16 protein-coding genes are annotated in these 21,578 nt (G+C 45.9%); 13 read left to right on the top strand and 3 right to left on the bottom strand.

What is annotated here, in order from left to right:
• Nucleotides 1–83 precede the first annotated feature (83 nt).
• The 12 genes from FM038_RS22580 to FM038_RS22525 all read left to right on the top strand — a co-directional run bounded on the left by FM038_RS22580 (nucleotide 84) and on the right by FM038_RS22525 (nucleotide 16,138).
• Complete coding sequence (locus FM038_RS22580; protein ID WP_142873735.1) at nucleotides 84–1,133, top strand: rod shape-determining protein; 1,050 nt, start codon at nucleotides 84–86, stop codon at nucleotides 1,131–1,133.
• 161 nt (nucleotides 1,134–1,294) lie between these two features.
• The gene (gene mreC, locus FM038_RS22575) at nucleotides 1,295–2,182 is read left to right on the top strand and encodes a rod shape-determining protein MreC (protein WP_223292950.1); all 888 of its coding nucleotides are present in this window, start codon (nucleotides 1,295–1,297) and stop codon (nucleotides 2,180–2,182) included.
• A complete protein-coding gene (gene mreD, locus FM038_RS22570) occupies nucleotides 2,179–2,667 on the top strand; it encodes a rod shape-determining protein MreD (protein WP_142873736.1) in 489 nt (162 codons plus the stop codon). The genes mreC and mreD overlap by 4 nt, the downstream gene beginning before the upstream one ends.
• 3 nt (nucleotides 2,668–2,670) lie before the next feature.
• Nucleotides 2,671–3,264: a Maf family protein gene (locus tag FM038_RS22565; protein WP_142873737.1), complete on the top strand. Its 594-nt coding sequence runs from the start codon at nucleotides 2,671–2,673 to the stop codon at nucleotides 3,262–3,264.
• A 55-nt stretch (nucleotides 3,265–3,319) separates the two neighbouring features.
• Complete coding sequence (rng, locus tag FM038_RS22560) at nucleotides 3,320–4,822, top strand: ribonuclease G (RefSeq protein ID WP_142873738.1); 1,503 nt, start codon at nucleotides 3,320–3,322, stop codon at nucleotides 4,820–4,822.
• Nucleotides 4,822–9,012 (top strand): YhdP family protein, encoded by a 4,191-nt coding sequence (locus FM038_RS22555; RefSeq protein ID WP_142873739.1) that lies wholly within the window; start codon nucleotides 4,822–4,824, stop codon nucleotides 9,010–9,012. Before rng ends, FM038_RS22555 begins: the two co-directional genes overlap by 1 nt.
• Complete coding sequence (locus FM038_RS22550) at nucleotides 8,936–9,790, top strand: carbon-nitrogen hydrolase family protein (protein ID WP_142873740.1); 855 nt, start codon at nucleotides 8,936–8,938, stop codon at nucleotides 9,788–9,790. Before FM038_RS22555 ends, FM038_RS22550 begins: the two co-directional genes overlap by 77 nt.
• Before the next feature lie 58 nt (nucleotides 9,791–9,848).
• Entirely contained in the window at nucleotides 9,849–11,300 is a 1,452-nt protein-coding gene (gene tldD / locus FM038_RS22545; RefSeq protein WP_142873741.1) for a metalloprotease TldD, read from the top strand.
• 130 nt (nucleotides 11,301–11,430) lie between these two features.
• On the top strand, nucleotides 11,431–12,846 hold the full coding sequence (locus tag FM038_RS22540; RefSeq protein ID WP_142873742.1) for a TolC family protein: 1,416 nt from the start codon (nucleotides 11,431–11,433) through the stop codon (nucleotides 12,844–12,846).
• Complete coding sequence (locus FM038_RS22535) at nucleotides 12,836–13,807, top strand: HlyD family secretion protein (protein WP_142873743.1); 972 nt, start codon at nucleotides 12,836–12,838, stop codon at nucleotides 13,805–13,807. The genes FM038_RS22540 and FM038_RS22535 overlap by 11 nt, the downstream gene beginning before the upstream one ends.
• A 13-nt stretch (nucleotides 13,808–13,820) precedes the next feature.
• On the top strand, nucleotides 13,821–14,975 hold the full coding sequence (locus FM038_RS22530) for an ABC transporter permease (protein WP_142873744.1): 1,155 nt from the start codon (nucleotides 13,821–13,823) through the stop codon (nucleotides 14,973–14,975).
• Between the two features lie 14 nt (nucleotides 14,976–14,989).
• Entirely contained in the window at nucleotides 14,990–16,138 is a 1,149-nt protein-coding gene (locus FM038_RS22525) for an ABC transporter permease (protein ID WP_142873991.1), read from the top strand.
• 235 nt (nucleotides 16,139–16,373) lie between these two features.
• Here the strand turns inward: FM038_RS22525 and FM038_RS22520 are convergent, their stop codons facing one another.
• The 3 genes from FM038_RS22520 to yjgA form a co-directional block, all read right to left on the bottom strand.
• Nucleotides 16,374–16,775 carry a hypothetical protein gene (locus tag FM038_RS22520; protein WP_142873745.1) on the bottom strand — a complete coding sequence of 134 codons (402 nt, stop codon included), beginning with the start codon at nucleotides 16,773–16,775 and terminating at the stop codon, nucleotides 16,374–16,376.
• A gap of 167 nt (nucleotides 16,776–16,942) precedes the next feature.
• Entirely contained in the window at nucleotides 16,943–19,447 is a 2,505-nt protein-coding gene (locus FM038_RS22515) for an Ig-like domain-containing protein (RefSeq protein WP_142873746.1), read from the bottom strand.
• An 83-nt stretch (nucleotides 19,448–19,530) separates the two neighbouring features.
• The gene (gene yjgA, locus FM038_RS22510; protein WP_142873747.1) at nucleotides 19,531–20,070 is read right to left on the bottom strand and encodes a ribosome biogenesis factor YjgA; all 540 of its coding nucleotides are present in this window, start codon (nucleotides 20,068–20,070) and stop codon (nucleotides 19,531–19,533) included.
• Nucleotides 20,071–20,210: 140 nt separating this feature from the next.
• On the opposite strand from yjgA, the gene pmbA reads away from it, so the two are divergent.
• The gene (gene pmbA / locus FM038_RS22505) at nucleotides 20,211–21,551 is read left to right on the top strand and encodes a metalloprotease PmbA (RefSeq protein WP_142873748.1); all 1,341 of its coding nucleotides are present in this window, start codon (nucleotides 20,211–20,213) and stop codon (nucleotides 21,549–21,551) included.
• Nucleotides 21,552–21,578 lie beyond the last annotated feature (27 nt).

Here is a 21,578-nt window from a genome sequence, read left to right as displayed (position 1 = left end):
TCATCACCCTTGTGTCATCAGAGTGTCGTTGTTAGAGTTACCTGATTTTTTATTTTCGGACTCCACTGAGACAGGCTGGTTACATGTTCAAGAAGCTGCGTGGCATTTTTTCTAACGATCTTTCGATCGATTTGGGTACGGCTAACACCTTAATTTACGTTCGTGATGAAGGCATAGTGTTAAACGAGCCTTCTGTTGTTGCTATTCGTGGTGAACGAGGACGTAGCGGGCAGAAGTCCGTGGCAGCTGTTGGTACTGAAGCTAAGCTGATGTTGGGTCGTACTCCCGGTAATATTCAAGCTATTCGTCCAATGAAAGATGGCGTTATCGCCGATTTCTATGTGACCGAAAAGATGCTTCAGCATTTTATTAAGCAAGTTCACAACAACAGCGTATTCCGTCCAAGCCCAAGAGTCTTGGTTTGTGTACCTGTAGGCGCGACACAAGTAGAACGCCGTGCAATTCGTGAATCTGCAATGGGTGCTGGTGCTCGTGAAGTGTATTTGATTGAAGAGCCTATGGCTGCGGCAATCGGTGCAGGGCTTCCTGTTTCTGAAGCTACTGGCTCAATGGTTGTCGACATTGGTGGCGGCACGACTGAGGTTGCTATCATTTCACTCAATGGTGTGGTGTATTCATCTTCTGTACGCATTGGTGGTGACAAGTTTGATGATGCGATTATCAACTATGTACGTCGTAACTACGGTAGCTTGATTGGTGAAGCAACTGCCGAGCGTATCAAGCATACGATTGGTACAGCATACCCAGGTGACGAAGTTTTAGAGATTGAGGTTCGTGGCCGCAACTTAGCCGAAGGCGTACCGCGTAGTTTTACGCTGAACAGTAATGAGATTTTAGAAGCACTACAAGAGCCTTTATCTGGCATTGTCAGTGCTGTGATGGTTGCGTTAGAGCAGTCTCCGCCAGAATTGGCCTCAGATATCTCTGAGCGTGGCATGGTACTGACCGGCGGTGGTGCATTAATCCGCGACTTGGATCGCTTGCTCATGCAGGAAACTGGTATTCCAGTTATGGTTGCTGATGATCCGCTAACGTGTGTAGCACGTGGTGGTGGTAAGGCGCTAGAGATGATTGATGTGCACGGTGGCGACCTATTCTCCGAAGAGACTTAAGTTGTCTTTAGGGCGGTATTTTACCGCCTTATTTTATTTCTATTGGTATGTTTAGCGCGTTTTTTCCGCCATATATAGATAGCAATTCAGAATACCATACTCATTAAGGAACGTAACTCTTGAGCTGGCAACTGGTATTTCAAGACCGTTTATAAGTTTTTATGAAGCCAATTTTTGCTCGTGGTATTTCAAACCAGTTTAGATTAACACTGGCTATTATCTTGTCGGTGATCCTTATCGTGGCCAACGGCCGGCTCGACCCTGTTCGTAAATCCATCTCTTCTGTACTTAGCCCTCTGCAATACGTTGCCAACACCCCCGGTGCCCTGCTGGATTGGTCTGCTGAAAGTTTGGCTACTCGCAATATGCTCACCAAGCAGAATAAAGCGCTTTTACGTCAGCAACTGTTAATGAGTGAGCGTCTGCAGCGCTTCGAACATCTAAGACAAGAAAATGATCGCCTGCGTGATCTGCTTGGCTCTCCTGTGCATATGGATGCCAAGAAAGTGGTTGCCGAGGTGATGGAAGTCGCCAGTGATCCTTATCATCAGTATGTGGTGTTAAACCAAGGGGTGAGAACCGGTGTTTTTGTTGGTCAGCCTGTGGTTGATGCTCAAGGTGTCGTAGGTCAAGTCGTGCAAGTCAGTGAGTTGACGAGTCGAGTTCTTTTGCTCTCTGATGTCACTCATGGCATTCCAGTGCGGATAACTAGAAATGACGTTCGCTTAGTGGTTAACGGTACGGGCGTGCTCGATGAGCTCGAGCTTAAATATGTGTCTAAGAGTACCGATATTCGAGTCGGTGACTTATTGGTGTCATCTGGGCTCGGCAATCGCTTTCCTGAGGGATACCCAGTTGCTCGGGTTATGAGCGTGATAAAAGATGATGGCCAGAGCTATGCCACTGTAACGGCTCAACCATTGGCTGCATTAGATCGAATTCGGTATTTACTCTTGATTTGGCCCGATGAGCTTGAAGATAGTGAGCATGTTCCAGGCGAAAGCCTAGGTAAAGTATCGCATGAGAATAAACCTGAGGTGAGCCTATGAGCATGCACATTGCCAACGGCCGCTGGGTTGTTTGGTTAAGCCTGTTAGTCGCCATGTTATTACAGATAATGCCATTGCCTGATATCGTGGAGGCTTGGCGTCCTGACTGGCTATTGCTGGTGATTATATACTGGGCTATGGCTCTTCCGCATAGATATAACATCTTATCGGCTTGGGTGCTTGGGGTGATCTTAGATATCTTACTGGGAGCACATTTAGGCGTGCGCGCCCTGTCGATGTCGCTGGTTGTATACGTGGTGGTATTACATTTTCAACGACTACGCAATTTCCCCATGTGGCAACAAGCCTTAATGATAGCCAGTCTGGTTTGTTTACACCATTTAGTCGTGTTTTGGGTCCAGTTTGTGGTGTCGACGGTATCGTTCGATGAAAGCATATTTTTACCCGCTATTTCAGGTTTGATTATCTGGCCTTGGATATTTTGGATGTTACGTCGATTACGGCGTTTGTATAAGGTGAGATAAAATATGATTTATTCTACTGAACTCGTATTAGCATCGGCATCGCCGCGACGTAAAGAGCTGCTCTCTCAGCTGGGATTCTCCCGCGCAGATTTTAGCTTCACAACGCTGTCAGCCGATATCGACGAGAGCCATATAGCGGGTGAAACGGCTGAGGTTTTCGTCTTGCGTCTTGCTGTTGAAAAAGCGCAAGCCGGACTCGCACTGACTCACGTTGATAATGCTGTGGTGCTAGGTTCAGATACCATAGTGGTATTGGGCGATAAGATCTTAGGCAAACCCGTAGATGAAGCAGATGCTATGGCTATGCTTTCTCAGTTATCTGGTGAAACTCATCATGTGATGACTGCGGTAGCCCTAACGGATGGCACGACGACTGTAACGCGTTTGGTTGAGACTAAAGTGACATTCAGTCAGTTGAGCGAGCAAGATATTCAGGCCTATATCGCCACAGGTGAACCTATGGATAAAGCGGGTGCTTACGGTATCCAAGCTTTAGGTGGCAGTTTTGTTGCGCGTATTGATGGCAGTTACTCCGCTGTAGTGGGTTTACCTATGGTTGAGACCCGTGAGCTGCTAAAAGAGATGAAAGTTTTATAAAGTTATCTAGGCCCTAGAACCTAGAATCTAGAATCTATTATAAGTGAGTGTAAATATGAGTCGCGTCGCCAGAAATAGAGTACAGCAAAAGATAGGTTCTGAACTATTGATCAATGTGACCCCAACAGAAGCAAGAGTCGCTTTGGTTGAGCACGGTGTGCTGCAAGAGGTCCATATTGAAAGGCGGATGAAGCGTGGCTTAGTGGGTAATATTTACAAGGGTAAGGTCAGTCGTGTTTTACCTGGGATGCAAGCCGCATTTGTCGACATCGGTCTGGATAAAGCGGCTTTTTTACATGCATCCGATATCGTGCCTCACACAGAGTGTGTTGCCGACGTCGAGAAGGGTAACTTCGTCGTGCGTGATATCGCTCAGCTGGTAAGGCAGGGTCAGGATATCATGGTACAAGTGGTGAAAGATCCATTAGGCACCAAGGGTGCACGTCTGACGACTGATATTACGCTTCCTTCTCGATACTTAGTATTTATGCCAGGTTCGAGTCACATCGGCGTGTCTCAGCGCATTGAGTCAGAGAAAGTTCGCGCTCGTTTGAAAGGTTTGACCGAGCCCTTTGTTGATGAAGATGGCGGATTTATTATTCGTACAGCTGCTGAAAGTGCCGGTGAACAAGAGCTGGTACAAGATGCGGCTTTCCTTCGTCGAGTGTGGGCTAAAGTGAGCGAGCGACGCAAGCGCCGAGGCGTGTCACTGCTATATCAAGATTTAGCCCTCCCAGTGCGTATCGTGCGTGACTTTGTCGGTACTGAGTTAGATCAAATTCAAGTCGATGCGAGTCAGACGTTCGATGAGCTGCAAAGTTTTACTCAGGAATTTATGCCTGAAATTGCCGACAAAATTGTACATTATTCAGGTCCAGTGCCTATTTTTGACCTCTATGATGTTGAAAATGAAGTACAGCGTGCGCTTGGGCGTAAAGTCGAGCTTAAATCCGGTGGTTACCTCATCATAGATCAGACCGAGGCGATGACGACTGTCGATATCAATACCGGTGCATTTGTGGGTCATCGTAATCTCGCAGAAACCATTTTCAATACGAACCTTGAAGCCACCCACGCCATTGCTCGTCAGCTTAGGCTGCGTAATCTAGGTGGTATCATCATTATCGATTTTATCGATATGCTAAATGCCGAACATCAAAAGCGTGTTTTAAATAGCTTAGAGCTGGCGTTATCGAACGATCGAGTCAAAACTAATATAAGTGGCTTCTCTGGTCTTGGTTTGGTTGAGATGACCCGTAAGCGTACCAGAGAAAGTTTAGAGCATGTTTTGTGCGGTGAATGTCCATCTTGTTCGGGTTCTGGTAGCTTGAAAACGGTTGAAACTGTCTCTTACGAGCTATTTAGAGAAATAATTAGACTAGATCGTGGCTATGATGCCGATGAGTTCTTGGTCTACTGTGCCCCAGCCGTTTTTAATAGCCTTACGGGGGAAGAGAGCCATCTAGTTGCTGAGCTCGGTGTCTATATCGGTAAGCGTGTTAGGTTCCAGAATGAGCCCATGTATGCTCAAAATCAGTTTGATGTGGTAATAATGTAGTGTCACGTAAATTTTGTCCCCGAAAGTTCAGCCGGTTCTGCTGGCAAATTTTAGCGATCATACTCGTGTTATTTGCACTAGTAGTGAGCTTATTTAGGGGACTGTTACCTCAGCTCGATGAAGTGAGAACTGAGTTGGTTCGTTATGTCGAACAGCAGTATCAGATCCAAGTTAATGTTGGGCAATTGGCCGCAGAATGGCAAGCTTTTGGTCCCGCATTAACCGTTAAAAAATTGGTTATCCCGCCTCAAGAGCACTTACCATTTTCCTCAGTGGTCAATGCTGTCCATATCAAGTTCGATTTCTGGGACAGCCTGCTCACCAGAACACCTCAAATTGAGAATGTTATCTTCGATGGTGTTCAGGTGGCATTGGATATCGATAAGCTCAATACCAGTTCTGGCGCTGCCAGCGTGCAGAAAGCCGACACTGATTGGGTTTATCAGTTACTGCTTGAACAACTAGAGCGTTTCTCAATTAAACAAGCAAGTTTACAGCTGCTAAGCAAGAATCATGACTATCGTCCTATCTTTGTTAAAGACCTAAAGTGGTATAACTCGACAAACCTCCACCGTGGAGAGGGTAAGTTATATCTCGATGAGGAAGCGTCGGAGGTTGAGCTATTATCCTTGCAGCTCGATATTAAGGGGAGTGGCAATCGCCCCGATGAGCTTAAGGGGCAAGTTTACTTAGCGGCTCAGTCATTAGATCTGGGTGAGTGGGCGTCGAGGCAGCAAAATCCCTATGATGAGAAAGAGAAGCTGGCATTAGAAGGTGTCATCAATCTACAGGCTTGGATGAACCTGAGTCATAGATCTATTGATTCAGGCTTAATCGAGTTCTCCCCAAGTTGGCTAGAATGGAGCTTGAGTGATCAGTTGCAACGATTTGAAGTTAAAGCGGGTCAGTTGGAATGGTTACCGACTCTGGAGGGCTGGCGTCTCAGTAGTCGCGATCTTGCGTTCGAATCAAATCAAACACCTTGGTCTGAGCTTCTCTTTATAGTAGAAAAACGAGAGCAAGCTGTCTTTAGTTATCTCAATACACTTAATACCAGCTCACTGTTACCTCTACTTCCTCTGGTTCCGGGAGTGGAACTGTCTACGTTGAATACCTGGCAAAAGCTCAATCCGACCGGTGATATTAACGCGATTAAGTTGACTAAATTTGTCGATCAGGCGCCGCAGCTATCTTTAGCTGTGCAGCAACTGAGTTGGACGGGTGATGCTAGTATTCCCGGTAGCGCACCGATAGACCTAGATCTAGGTTGGGCAGATGAATCGGTTTACATCTCAGTGCCTGAGCAAGATTATCTGTTAGATTTTAGCGGTGGATTTAAAGCGCCACTTTCCTTAGTAGGGAAGGCATTCGATGCTAAGTTTTATCTGCCTGAGCAAGCGTTAATTATTCCCAAGCTGCAATTGAGTAATCCAGATATTTCGGTCGATGCATCAGTTCGGTTAGATCTTGGTGAGCGAACACACTTAGCCCTATTGAGTGACTTGAAGATCACAGACGTTGCACAAGTCGGTAAATATTTACCGTTAAAGGGAATGAGTCCTGGTTTAGTCGCATATTTAGAAAAGGGCTTAGTGGCCGGTAATCTCCCAGATGGTAAATTGGTTTGGCATGGTGATCTCGCTGGTTATCCTTATCAAGACCATTCTGGCGTTTTTCAGGCTAGTTTTACCATAGAGCAAGCGGAATTTGAGTTTCAGCCTGACTGGCCCAGTGTCACAGAGTTGAATCTATCGGCACTGTTTGAAAATGAGCGCATGGATCTCACCATCAATCGAGGCGATCTGATGGATGTGGTGGTCGATGGAGCGAAAATAGCCATCCCGCAATTAGGCGCTCGTTCACTGCTTGAGGTCACGGCAGCGCTACAGACTCAAGGGTGGGCTGCTACCCAAGTGATACAAGCATCTCCACTTGCAGATTCAGTAGGCTCGACCTTATCTGTGGTGCAGATTAACGGTGAAGTGGCTGCCAGCTTAGATCTTAAGATCCCACTTTATAATGCCAGGCCTGGTGAAGTCGTCAAAGAAGATATAAAAGGTGTGGTTAAATTTGATAGTACGCCAGTTTATATTACTGAGCCCGGGGTGCAACTCGGTGCCGTATCCGGCGAAGTGAGCTTCGTTAATGAAGTCGTTAAAGGCCAAGATATCTCAGCTACCTTGTTTCAACAGCCTATTTCTTTCGATTTTGAAACGGGTAATGTCGGCAGAAATTATGGCTTAAACCTTGATATGAAAGGCGCGTGGCAGCTCGCTGAATTATCAGATGAATTAGCCAATCCTTTGCAGGACTTTTATTCTGGTGAGTTAGACTGGGATGGTTCACTAACCTTAGTCTTTGACCCAACTGGCTATCGTATTCAAGCACAGGTTAGTACCGATTTATTGGGTGTCGATCTGGCGCTCCCCGCTCCATTTACTAAATCTAAAAATGAAGCGAGAAAGCTGTCAGCAGAATTAATTGGTGATAACAAGCAATCATCTCTCGGCATTAAGTTAGGTAAGCAGATGGAATTTTGGGGAGGGTTTGATCAAGAGTCTGGCAATCAACTTGCCCATTATGATCTATTGCTTGGAAGGCTTTTTAAGCCCGGTGATCAACTTAAGAAAGAGCAGGGTCATCTACAACTAGACATAGCAAAAACTGACTTGACACCTTGGCTGCCTATTATCAATCGCTTTACCGCATCACCGAGCGTTAGCTTAGTGAATAAACAGACTTCTGCCTCTATTGATACTCAAGTCGTCGTTGATGAAGCTATATCCGCTGAGAGTGTAGTGGCAGAAGAGCTCGCCTCAGAAGCATTAGCTGTAGAAATAGTGAATGATTCAACTCATAAAGCCTTCTTCCCGCCTTTAGTGAGTATCGATGCCGATATTGCTCATTTTAACCTAATGGGGCAAGCGCTGACAGATCTTGAGATGACAGCAAGGCCTACTGCTGAGAGCTGGCGTTTTGAGGCAAAGTCTAATGAGCTCGATGGCAGAGTTGATTTTTATCCTGATTGGGCGACACAAGGCCTTAAGTTGGTGGCTTCTAAGTTCCACCTAGCACCGACAATAAAAGATCAGTCAAATGCTGATTTCCAAACCGTGACAGTACTAGACAACCTTCCCCCGTTAGCCATAGATGTGGATGAGTTCTCCTTCTATGGCAGTCCGTTAGGTCATCTGGTGCTGCAAGGTTCGCCAGTGAATAATAGTTATCAGATCCAAACCGTGTCTTTGACAACTCCTGAGGTCAAACTGAGGGGGAAAGGCGTTTGGAAAAACGAGAATAATGAAAATATTACCCAGTTTGATGTGAAACTTACTGCCACTAAGTTTGATGCGTTATCGGCAATCGTGGATATGGATCCAGGTCTTAAGGATGCTCCGGTAGAGGTGAGTGCTGAAGTATCATGGCTAGGAGCGCCTTATCAGTTTTCTGTAGAATCGCTCAATGGCTTAGTATCATTTGATTTAGGCAAGGGACATCTGTCGGAAGTCAGTGATAAAGGGGCGCGTATATTTTCACTCTTTAGCTTAGACTCTCTGCTGAGAAAGCTGTCATTAGATTTCTCAGACGTGTTTGGTAAAGGTTTATATTTTAACTCTTTTACCGGTACCTTGAATATTGACGACGGTGTGGTGAAAACTCGGGATACAGAGATGGATGCGGTAGCGGGCAATATGAAAGTCAGAGGTTATACAGACCTGATGACAGAGAGCCTGAATTACGATATTCGATTTGTACCGCAACTTGCCTCTAGTGTGCCGACCGTTGTTTTGTTGACTACAGGTGGCTGGACCTTGGGGCTTGGCGCATTTGCATTAACCAAGGTACTTGAACCTGTCATAGAGGTTATTTCTGAAATACGCTTTCAACTAACGGGTACTATGGCTGAGCCAAAACTTGAAGAGCTTGGGCGTAAGAGTAAGGAGATTGAGATCCCTGAATCTATATTACCCCGTAAGCCAGAAGCTGAAAAAATTCCTGATAGTGATGAGCCCGCCGTTCAACAGCCCAATTCAGGTGTCGAAATACCTGCGACAAATGTGATAGAGATGCCTAACTTTAAAGAAAGTGAGCGCATAGAAAAGGATGTACAAGATGCAAATCAACCTACTACAGTGCCAAAGCAGTCAAGACATATCGAAGAATCTGGCGTATATCGAGTCGCAGCTTAGTCAGCTTCCGCGAATCGAAGGAGAGGCTCAGTTAGTGGTACTGCCTGAGTGTTGCTTGCTGTTTGGTGGCCATGAAAGTCAACAGCTGCAATATGCTGGTGACGATCAATCCAGCCCATTAAAAACAGCGCTTGCAGATCTGGCTCGTCAATATGACATCTACTTAGTAGCGGGAACGATTCCAGTCTCGGCTGGTGATGGTCGAGTCTATAGTCGAACTTATCTGTTTGATAACCTAGGCCAGGTTTTGGGAGATTATGATAAGTTGCATCTGTTTGATGTGGATATTTCCGATGGTACCAAAGAGTACCGTGAAAGCGATACCTTCTGTCCCGGTGAGAAAATTAGTGTAATCGACACTCCCTTTGGTAAGTTAGGCTTAGCGATATGCTACGATTTACGTTTTCCTGAGTTATTCAGAGCCATGAGATTAGCCGGAGCCGAGATCATTGCATTGCCAGCTGCTTTCACTAAGGTCACTGGAGAGGCTCACTGGCAGACCTTGTTACAAGCTAGAGCGATCGAGAACCAATGTTTTATCCTTGGAGCCGGTCAGTGGGGCCAGCATAACCAAGGCAGTCGAGAAACATGGGGACAAAGCATGATTGTCGATCCTTGGGGGCGGATAAAAGCACAGAAGATGACAGGTTGCGGTTGGGTTCAATCACAGCTAGATAAATCTGAAATGATAACCATTAGGCAACAGATGCCAATTGTCGGTCATAATCGATTTGCAGAACCCCAGCTACAGCATAAGTTACAGAAGAGTAGATCGTAGCGGTTAACTCCTAATACCTAGCATTTTGTAAGAATTTAAGCACAAGAGAGAATAATTAATGCCATTTTTAACCCAAGTAGAACAGAGCCTTTTGCAAGATGGACTTTCACTGGATGATTTACAGGGCTACCTAAATATCATTCATCACCACGACATTGATTTTTCAGATCTCTATTTTCAAGGAAGTCGTCATGAATCTTGGGTATTAGAAGATGGCATCGTTAAAGAAGGTAGCTTCCATATTGAACGTGGAGTCGGTGTTCGTGCCATTACTGGTGAGAAAACAGGGTTTGCTTATGCCGATGAGATCACGCCATCGGCATTAGTGGCTTCGGCTGAAGCGGCACGTGGTATCGCAACTAGCGGCGGCAAGGGTGCTGGAGTGCAAGCTTGGAAGCGTCAAGAGATGAAGGCACTGTACCAGAGCGCTGATCCTATTGCTGCGATGGAAGAAACGAAGAAAATTGAGCTGCTTAAGCAGGCTGATGCCTATATTCGAAGTCTCGATAGTCGCATTATACAAGTGGTGATCAGCCTTTCTGGTGTGCATGAAGAGATCCTTATTGCGGCGAGCGATGGTACTTTAGCCGCCGACATACGCCCTCTGGTGCGTTTTAACTGCAGTGTGATTCTAGAAGACAATGGCAAGCGCGAACGCGGAGCAAGTGGTGGTGGTGGCCGTCATGATTATCAGGTCTTAATGGAAACAGATGATGCGGGTTTACCTAACTGTTTCTCGTTTGCTCGTGAAGCGGTGAGACAAGCCTCTGTCAACCTAACGGCCATTGATGCGCCAGCTGGTGAAATGCCAGTGATCTTAGGTGCGGGTTGGCCTGGAGTATTATTGCATGAAGCGGTAGGTCATGGTCTAGAAGGCGACTTTAATCGCAAGGGTAGCAGTGCATTTAGCGGGCTTGTTGGTCAGCAGGTTGCCTCTAAATTAGTCACGGTTGTCGATGACGGTACTATGGTCAATCGCCGTGGTTCATTGAGTGTTGATGATGAAGGTGTGCAGACGCAAAAGACTGTTCTTATCGAAGATGGCATCTTAAAAGGTTACATGCAGGATAAGTTAAATGCTCGTCTTATGGGTGAGAAGCCTACGGGGAATGGTCGCCGTGAATCTTATGCACATCTGCCAATGCCAAGAATGACCAATACTTATATGGAAGCAGGAGTTTCTGATCCGAGTGAAATGATCAAATCGGTGAAGAAAGGTATTTATGCACCTAACTTTGGTGGCGGTCAGGTCGATATTACCTCTGGAAAGTTTGTGTTCTCGGCATCTGAAGCCTACCTGATTGAAAATGGTGAAGTGACTCAAGCCATAAAAGGCGCGACGCTTATCGGTAATGGACCAGAAGCCATGAAGCAGATCTCTATGGTGGGTAACGATCTAGCCTTAGATCAAGGTGTCGGTGTATGTGGTAAGGATGGTCAAAGTGTTCCTGTTGGTGTTGGCCAGCCAACCTTGAAGTTAGATAGTTTAACTGTGGGCGGTACGGCTTAAATTATCAGTATGAAACTGAGGCGTTAATCACAAGGTTAGCGCCTTCTATTTAACTTCAATGAATGCTAAAATCGATCAAGGATTAGAGTAAACACTCTAGATTATGCATATAAAGATGTAGAGGAAAGGGATGAAGTTTTCACAATTAGCCTTAATGTCTTTAGCGGCGTTAAGCCCTATTACTGCTCAAGCGGCAGATACTAGTTTTCAACAAGCCTGGCAGCAGTTGCTTACGGTCAGTGATAAGCTACAAGCTGGCGCTCAAGAAGTTTATCGTGCCGAAGCTGAACATCAAGCGGGTCAAGATCTTGGCTTGCCATCACTGACGCTTAACGCTAGCTATACTCGACTCGAAAAGCCTATAGAGATGGATCTACGTGATCTTAATCCTTTGGCATCGATGGATCCCAGTACACTTCCTCCAGCCCTTGGCGGTGCATTAGCAGCCATGCCTGGCTCGATGTTTGTCACCCCTTTTACAGAACAAGATATTTTCCGCTCTAGCTTACAAGCCATGTGGCCCATCTATACTGGTGGCAAAATTACAGCGGCTCAAGCAATACATGCAGCGCATGTTGCCGAGAAAGAGCAGGGGCTGCAGCTGACAACCCGAGACCTGTTTATTCAGCTGGTAGATAGATATTATGGTGTCGCAGTGAGCCAATCGCTGGCACAGACTCGAGGTGAGTTGGTGACGTCTCTTGAAGAGCATGCATTACACGCTCAGAAGTTAGAAGAGCAAGGTCAGATCGCCAAAGTTGAACGCTTAAATGCACAAGTGGCATTAGAAAATGCCAAGGTCAACTTTGCCAGTTCAAAGCGTCAAGTAGAGATGGCAGAGATAGCCCTTGCACGTATGCTACATGCTCAAAAGGTCGATGCCAGCTCAGGGCTATTTATACTCCCAATAGCGCCTTCATTACCGCGCTTAAGCCAACTGACTCTGTCTCAGCACCCGGCTCTTAAATTATTGGAAGCTAAAGAGGCTCAAGCTCAAGGTTTAGTGGATGTAGAGAAATCACTTTATCATCCAACCGTATTCCTTTACGGCAATTACACCTTGTACGAGGATGACAGTTTGTTCTCTAAGATGGAGCCTGATTGGATGCTAGGTGTAGGGGTCAAAGTCCCCCTGCTAAGCCGAGATGGCCGCAGTGGCAAAGTTGAAGCGGCTAAGAGCGCATTGCTTCAGGCTAGATACACTAAAGCGCAGACGCGGCAGGATTTGAGTTTGTTATTAGATCAGAGCTACCGTCAACTACAACAGGCCCAGGAAGAGGTGCAATCTTTAGAGCTTTCAGTCAGCTTAGCGACTGAAAATAAACGCTTAAGAGATTTAGCATTTCGCCAAGGACTGTCGACATCGATTGAGAAGGTCGATGCCGAGCTTAAACTCACCGGCGTTGAAACTCAGCAACTTGGTGCTAAATATCGATATGTTCAGGCATATGCGCGTTTGATGGCCATTAGCGGTCAACTGGATGAATTTTTAGGTCGCAGCAGTGCTCAGACTCGCGCGATAGAGGAGAGTAACAATGCAGGCTAATCGAATTATTGCCGTTGTGGCGCTTGTTGGCTTAGTCGGCGTGCTTGGCTATGGACTCAAACTGGCTTACACGCCGAAAGTTGAGCAACTACAGGGACAGATAGAGGCCAGAGAATACAATATCTCATCTAAGGTCCCTGGTCGTGTCGAGCAGGTGATGGTGAGACGCGGTGATGCTGTTGAAGCTGGTGATCTGCTGTTTGCCATAGATAGCCCGGAACTGAGTGCTAAATTGATGCAGGCTGAAGGGGGCAGAGATGCAGCTCAGGCTATGCAACTCGAAGCCGACAGTGGTGCACGTAAGCAGCAAGTGATGGCATCCAGAGAGCAATGGCAGAAAGCCAAAGCTGCTGCCACACTGGCTAAGACCACTTATAGCAGAATTGAAGTATTGTTTGTCGAAGGTGTACTGGCCAGACAGAAACGTGATGAAGCTTTTACCCAATATCAGGCGGCTAAATATACCGAGCAAGCGGCTCTAGCCATGTACGAGATGGCTCAAGAAGGTGCACGTGATGAGACTAAAGCGGCTGCGGCGGGTAATGCGAGAATGGCCGAAGGTGCAGTTAACGAGGTCAATGCTATCTTAGCCGATAGTCAGATGAGAGCGCCAAAATCAGGCGAGATCAGCGAAGTCTTGCTGCAGCCTGGAGAGCTAGCACCCAGTGGTTTTCCTGTGGTGAGCTTGATTGATATGCAAGATTCATGGGCGGTGTTTCAAGTCAGAGAAGATCAGCTAAAGCTGTTTGCTAAAGGCACTAAACTGATGATGACTTTGCCAGCACTCGAGCGTGATGTGGAGTTTACTGTGGCTCATGTTAGCGTAATGGGCGAGTTTGCCACTTGGCGTTCAACTGAAAGTGGTCATGATTTCGATATGCGCACCTTTGAAGTTGAGCTGCGTCCAAGCATTGAGATTAAAGATCTACGGGTCGGTATGTCAGTGATTTTGACCCGCTAACACTGAAATTATTATGACTCGTTTAACGTCTATTATTCGCCGTGAACTCGATGCTCTGTGGCGTTCGCCTTGGCAACTGGCTTTAGTCAGTTATATCCCCTTACTGTGCATACTCTGTCTATGGTGGCTATTTAGTGCTGGGTTACCGAGACAGTTACCTGTGGCGGTTGTCGATCAGGATAATAGCCAGCTAAGCCGCATGTTGACCCGAAATCTTGTGGCTAATCCAGTTATAACTCCGCAAAGTTTTACTAATTTGCCAAGTGCCGTGACGGCGATGAAGCAAGCAGATGTTTACGCCATTATTGTGCTGCCCTATGATCTTAAACGCGACTTAGTCACGGGCCGTAGCCCTACCATAGATATCCGCTATAACAGCCAGTTCTTACTGGTGGGTAAGCTATTGTCGAGTCAGATCCAACTGACTTTAGGGGCGGGGTTACTCGAAGTCGCAGGGGTTAAACAACTGCTTCAAGGTGTGCCTAAGTCTCAGGTTGCGGTGAATTTGAGTCCAGTAACCAGTCAGACAACCGCCCTGTTTAATCGCAATAATAATTATGTGGGCTTTCTGGTACCGCCAGTGTTGGTGGCGCTGTGGCAGTTGCTAGCTATGCTGACCTTCGCTAACGGTTTGAGTCGTGAGTTAACCCCTGAAGGCCTATTAATACCTGGAGAAGGCGTGTGGTTGAGGGTTATCGCCAAGGTTGCCGTATATACCCCGCTTTTGTTACTCCAAGGCGGCTTTATTCTCACGTTTCTATATCAGTATTTAGCTCTACCCGCAGCGGGAAGTCTGGCATTACTGGTATTGGCCCAAGTAGTGATGTTACTCGCGGTATGGCTATTGGTATTATTAGTGTTTTTTATTATGCGCGATAGTGCGCGAATGGTTAGTTTCGGAACAGCATTGTTTGCACCCGCATTTGCGTTTATGGGGATCACATTTCCGGTGCATGAAATGCCCATGCTCGCCCAATGGTGGCGATTGATCATGCCATCGAGTCACTATATAGACTCTCATGTCAGTGTGATCAGTTATGGTTCTGGCTGGGAGACGGTTGCCGGCCAATTGACTAGCTATTGGGGATTTTTGCTTATCATACCTCTGCTTATATTACTCGCTCGGCGCTTTGAGCTTGCCTCGACAAGTAATGAGGAGCGTTCATGAGCAGGACGACTGAAATGACGTTTTGGCAGTTGATACTGACTGAGTTAAAAGCGATTGTCGCTGATAAAGCCATTGCTGTGACCCTGTTTGGTGGCGTGCTGTTTTATTCGGTTTTATATCCTTTGCCTTATCTGCATCAAGTGCCTACCGAGCAACAGTTGGTGGTGGTCGATCTGGATCATTCTTCACTGAGTCGCCGCTTGATCCGCCACGCCGACGCCAGCGCCAAGATCGATGTGATAGGTCAGGTTACCAGTATTACTCAGGCGCAAAGCTGGATCGAGTCGGGTCGTGCTCATGGGCTGTTAGTGATCCCTGAAGGCTTTAGGCGAGATCTGTTATTGGGCAAAGGGGTCACCCTGAGCTACGGCGGTGATGCCAGCTATTTTCTTATCTATTCGGCAGTAGCCGAAGGCTTAGTGTCGGCGGGAATGGATGCGGGTAAACAAGTACAGTTGATTGGTATGCTTGCCAAAGGAGAGGCCCCGAAAAAGGCCGCACTGAGCCTTAATGCGGTGAAGATAAACAGTATACCCGCATTTAACCCAAGTCTTGGCTATACGCCTTATGTGGTGCCTGGACTTTTCTTGCTGATATTGCATCAAACCTTATTGATAGGCACTGGGATTTTAGGTGCCGGTCAGTGGCGCAGAAAGGGCTATTGGCAAAATATCTCTCCATTGAAGATTGTTTGTGGGCGCATTTCGGCATTTATGCTGATCTACCTGTTCTTTAGTAGTTTTTATGTGGGATTTTGCTTTTATTGGTATCAGGTTAGCGTGCAAGCCAGCCTAGGCTTAGTTGCGCTATGGATGTTGCCATTTTTACTGGCAACCAGCGCCGCAGGTATCGCAATGAGTACCTTGTTTATTAGGCGAGACCTGCCAACGCAAGTGTTGTTGCTAGTATCGATGCCGATCATGTTTGTATCGGGATTTGTTTGGCCTCTAGCGCTGATCCCAGAGCCATTAATCTGGGTATCTCAGCTGATCCCTGCAGTGCCTGCCATCATGGGCATGATAGAGCTTAATCAGATGGGCGCTGCTTGGTCGAGTGTTTTACCTAAGTGGTTACAGCTATGGGGTTTGTTTGGCGTATTTAGTTTACTGGCTGTCTACGGTGTATCTAAGAGATTACAGCAGAGTTCTGCAAGCCAAAGCTAGTGATGCCCTAGTGCTGACTTAGCAATACCTTATTAGAGTGACTTGTATATGAGTTGCGTAAGGCTTGCGTAAGAGATGCATAAAGAGCTGTGTGGTGGTTGAATAAGAGTTGAAAATGAGTTGAGTAAGAATTGAATAACGGCTGAACGTTAGACTGCTGCATCTTGTTTATTAAGCCGCTAACTTTGCCGTTAGCGGGCTTTTCTTAGGCTAGATTTAGATGGAATAGCCGAGATTAAAAGTAGAGTGTTTCTACGCTCTCACCATCGACAAACAGTTCGCACTTATCACCTGAGCTAGATTTACTGGCTTGAATTGCCCCAGCAATCACCCCAAAGGCTCCACCTTGATCACCTAGCACTGAGCCGAAGTAGCAGCTACTCGCTATTTTTAGCTCTTTATAATTGGCTTTAAAGTTCTGTGTTGGCGTGTATGGAGGGAATTTTCCTTTCATCAATGCATCGCCATTGACGGTTAGCTCTAGCTTCTTTTTCTCCACATCGAATTTACCACCAAACTTTAGCGTTTGGCCAGATACAGTAACGGTTTTTTCTTGGGCAATGATAGGAGGCTTAGCCGCACACGCGGTTAAAAAAGCAGTAAGAATAAGGGTGGTTGTTAGGGTTTTAATACGCATTGAAAATTCCTTTAGATGCGGTTTAAGTGTAGACAGCCTTGTCTAACATTCAGCGGGTAGAGTATATCGCTAGTTTCGCTTGGTTCACATAGCCTGAAAGTATAACAAAGCCCATTTAACGTGGAGCTAAATGGGCTTTTGATTGTTAACTAATATTTTATCTCTTACTAACTGAGTGGTACACCTAGGAGTAATGTTGTAATGACGCCACTCGGTGTCGTTAAGCTGATAGACACTTGGCTTATTGCAGCTGTTCCTCCATGGGACAAGCCAAAACTAGTACCTGTGCCTCCGTGGGAGTTAGCATTAGGGACGCTATATCCATCAAAGGCCAAATTACCATCTGTTGCTGAAATGGCTACAGTGCTGCCTGCTGGCATTATTTGATTTGCACTATCATAGAAGCGAACAATAAACGTTGAGCTTCCATCAGCAGGAATTGGAATTCCAGTCCCTAAACCATTTTCTGAGCTATAAATTTCTTGATTATCTTGTAGAACAGTAAAACGAGAGTTTGAACCTGACATGGTCATTATCAAAGCTTTACGGATATAAGTTTTATTGCTCTGCCCTGTTCCACATAAGCTTCCTTCACACTGAGGACCGTTAAAGAGCGTGTCTCGGTCACCGTGCTCGGTGCTAGCTATGGTGCTGAAGAACTTTTCCCCTTCATCATAGATGCCATTTTCATTGTCATCTCGAAAGGCATCCGGTAGGTCACTAAAGCCATTAGGCCCGTATATTTCGGTATCCATGCCGTTACCGCTACAGGCAACAAGAATATCTCCAGCTAAACAGGCGTCGACTGCCGCTCCGTCTTCGCTATCGAAAATATTATTACCATTGGTATCGAAGAAGGTCTCATGGCCAAGTGCATAGGCCATTACAGTGATTCTATGATCAGGTACGCGAGGATCTGCAGATGTCCAAGTGACGCTACAGGACCCATTTACAGTCGGGCAACTTGCTTCAATTTGTCCACCTTCCGCGGTGAAATTGATGGTAGTGTCGTCGGGCGCAGGGTTACCAAAGCTATCTGAAGCATATGCGGTAATGGTCTCAGTGATTCCATTAACATTGCCTGCTTCTGGGTTCAGGGTTGAAGTTGATAAACTAAAACCAAGTTGCTGAGGCAGGCCAGTGTTGACCGTTAACTGTTCTGACTGGCTAGTGATCACTTTACCTGAATCGGTATCGGTTGCAGAGGCTAGTACGCGTACTGGGGTTGGCACAGTACCGGATTCTACTCGAACGCTGGCAACACCTACTGAGTTGGTAAAGCTGCTATCTGTCGCTAGGCCATTAGAGAAGCTTAAGCCCCCCACTAAAGTATCGAGAGAGAATGATACCTCCTGCTGGGCTATGGGTTGTCCATCAGATCCAGTGACCTTAAAGGTCACCAATGAAGATTCAGTACTACCTGTACCACCAGCACCTTTGATGCGGATAACCTTAGGTTCAGCCGATTCAAAGCTAAGACTTGCCAAGGCTTGGCTTTCTAGCGTGAAGGGAAGGCTTGCGGTTAGCGTTAGGTTGCCTGATTGAGTGGTTGCTACTATTTGGTCGTTACGCTGACTGTTACCACTACAGCTAGTGTTTTGGAACGTTGAGCTGGCCTGGCCTGAAAGCGTGGTCACTGGGGTATCGAGACTGGCATTATTGCCCACAACACAATCAGAACTAAAGCTAATCGATGAAGGTGTCTGTACGCGAGTAATTGTGCCGTCATCGGCTTGGTTGATTAAGGTTGCAGTAACACCAAAGCTACCACCTGCACTGATAACATATTGTCCGTCAATTGGAGTCAGTGAGGTTTCGAGTTCCCCTTCAACAAAGTTATTGTTGCTGTCGAAGTGGCCAAGTTTTAGCACTCCCTCACCGCCAATCGCATCGGCAGATAACACTTCATATAAGCTGTTTGTTTGAAAGTTTTGTTCTTGGTAGTCTAACGAGACATTAAGGCTGGCAGCTCCAAGTTCTGTTTCGCTGGGAGTATAATTTACCTGGGCGATACCTTGGCCATTGGTTAGGGCGGTATTTGGCGTTAAGGTGACATTGCCGGCCGTAAAGGTCACTAACTGGTTTGCGATACCTAGGCTAGAAGTATCTAAAAACTGGGCTTGCAGCTGGACAGTTTCATCGACTTTAAACTGAGTGACTGTGGCTGCACCGTTAATGATGCTAGCACTGATCTTAGGTGTCTCCTCGCCAGGAGAGGTGCCACCATCGATAAATTCATAGTTTTTGCTAACAGATAAAATATTATTTTCAGCTGCACCCGTATCAAATTCAGCACTCAGGGTACCAGCACCTAATGTGCCGTCAGCATTCGTCAGAATGACTTCGGCAATACCACTCGAGTTCGTTAACTTAGTTGTTGGAGATAAGGTGCCCAGCGTGGCGCTGTAACTGACCAGCCCACCACTGCTATTACTGCCGCCCTGAGTTAGTTTTGCTACTGCACAGATGCTCGCATTACTGGTAAAACTTAGCTCATCGGTTGCCTCGGCACATTTGCCATCGACAACGGTTTTATAACTCAATGAGAGGGCGTACTCGCCAGTATTGCCACCATTGTCGCCGCTATCGTCCGATGAGCCATTACAGCCCGTGAGTAGAGACAAACTAAGTAGTGATACTAAAGCCGTTGAAGCAAGTTTTATCAGTCGCATTAGCAACATCCTTGTGAAACAAAAAAGTCGAAAACGAAATGTGGTGGTGCAATTATATCGTTAAATATATAGCTTTATCTATATTATTCAGATGTTTCACTACGTAAATATTTAACGAGTTCCACAGCCGTTTTAGAGGCTTCATCAGGTTTTTTAGATAGCTCTTTTTTCGTTTGACGCACAAATTGACGAAGTTTCTGTCTATCAAGCTCTGGGTATTTTTCGATTAACGTCTGAATTGCAGTATCGCCTTCAACAAGAAGCTGATCTTTTAGCTTTTCAGCGACATTCAATTTAGCACTCTCATTACTGTTTTGATTCAGTACATTTTTGATATCGAGTTGAAGTGTTTCGATATCTTCAAAACGCATCAATTTTCCAAGATACTGTAGATGACGACGGTAAGCTTCGGTATTGATCTTGATGGTCTTGGTCTTTAGTACGTTGTCATACAGATGCTCATCAAGGTTTAGCTTGTCGATCTGAGTCTTACTAAGACTAGCAACTTTAATTCCTAGTTCCTGGTATATGGCTATTTCACGTTTTATATCGGCTCTGCTGATATAATTTTCATCATGGTCGAGGGGCTGTTTAAAGTGTTCTGAATCACCAACTACTTTCATATATAAAAATCTCTATTCTAAATTACAGTAATAATAACATTTCACAGGAAAATCGCCTATCGACTAGATGAGTTATTTAATGTACTTGGGAATTGGGTTTGTTATGCTAATAAGATCCCTGATAACAAAAGAGTAGATTTGTGACGACACCTAGCATTGACATCGAATTGGATTCACTAAAAGACGCCGTATCTATGGCACTCGATTATGCCAAGCAACTCGGCGCATCCGGTGCGGAAGTTGCCATTAGTAAACAACAAGGATTGTCAGTTTCAACTAGAATGAAAGAGGTTGAAACTGTTGAGTTTAATAAAGATGGTGCGTTAGGTATAACTCTCTTTCGTGATGGCAGTAAGGGCAGTTCGTCGACTTCTGACTTAAGCCCTGAAGCGATCAGAGAAGCGGTAAAAGCTGCCGATGGCATTGCTAAATTTACCTCATCAGACCCATACAATGGACTTGCTGAAGCGGAGTTGATGGCGAAGGATTTTCCAGATTTAGGCTTGTTCCACCCTCAAGATGTTTCACCTGCTGAGTTAACAGAGCTAGCTGCACGTTCTGAAGAGGCTGCTTTAGATGTGGATAGCCGCATTAAAAATTCTGATGGTGCTAGCGCTAATGCTCATACAGGTATCAAGGTTTATGGTAATAGCCATGGCTTTCTCCATGGTTACTCTAGCTCTCGTTATAGTTTGAGCTGTGTAGTTATTGGCGAGCTTGATGGCAATATGCAGCGTGATTATGATTATACGATTTCGCGTAAATTTAACCAATTACTCTCACCTGAAGAGGTTGGTAAAAAAGCGTCAGAAAAAACCTTAGGTCGTCTTGGCGCACGGAAAATTGCTACGACTGAACTGCCAGTGCTTTTATCCCCCGAAATCGCAACCGGACTCATGGGCCATTTAGTTGGTGCGATAAGCGGTGGTAGTTTATATCGTAAATCTAGCTTCTTGCTGGATTCTATCGATACACAGATTTTTCCTGATTGGTTTAGTATTGAAGAACAGCCACGTTTAGTGGGTGGTCTGGCTAGCTCAAGTTATGACAGTGAAGGTGTTGCCACGCAAGATCGTTCTATCATAGATAATGGCGTGCTCTCAACTTACCTACTAACCAGTTATTCTGCGCGTAAGCTTGGTCTTAAAAATACCGGTCATGCTGGTGGTATATACAACTGGACACTCTCACATACGGGACAAACGTTTGATGAACTCGTTAAAGAGATGGGCACAGGTTTAATCGTTACAGAAGTGATGGGCCAAGGTGTGAATGGTGTGACGGGAGATTATTCTCGTGGCGCTTCGGGTTTTTACGTTGAAAATGGCGTGATCCTTTACCCAGTGGAAGAGATCACGATAGCGGGCAACCTTAAAGACATGTATCAAAATATCGTTGGGGTGAGTAAAGATCGCGATCTAAGATCATCGATCCGCACAGGTGGTATCTTACTCAGTGATATGAAGATCGCAGGAAGTTAGGTTTTTCTGAGTTGCTAGTCAATAGTT

This window comes from Shewanella eurypsychrophilus (genome assembly GCF_007004545.3).
Classification (GTDB): Bacteria; Pseudomonadota; Gammaproteobacteria; order Enterobacterales; family Shewanellaceae; genus Shewanella; species Shewanella eurypsychrophilus.
Note: the sequence above shows the minus strand (reverse complement) of the source record. Positions and strands in the feature narration are given on the sequence as shown.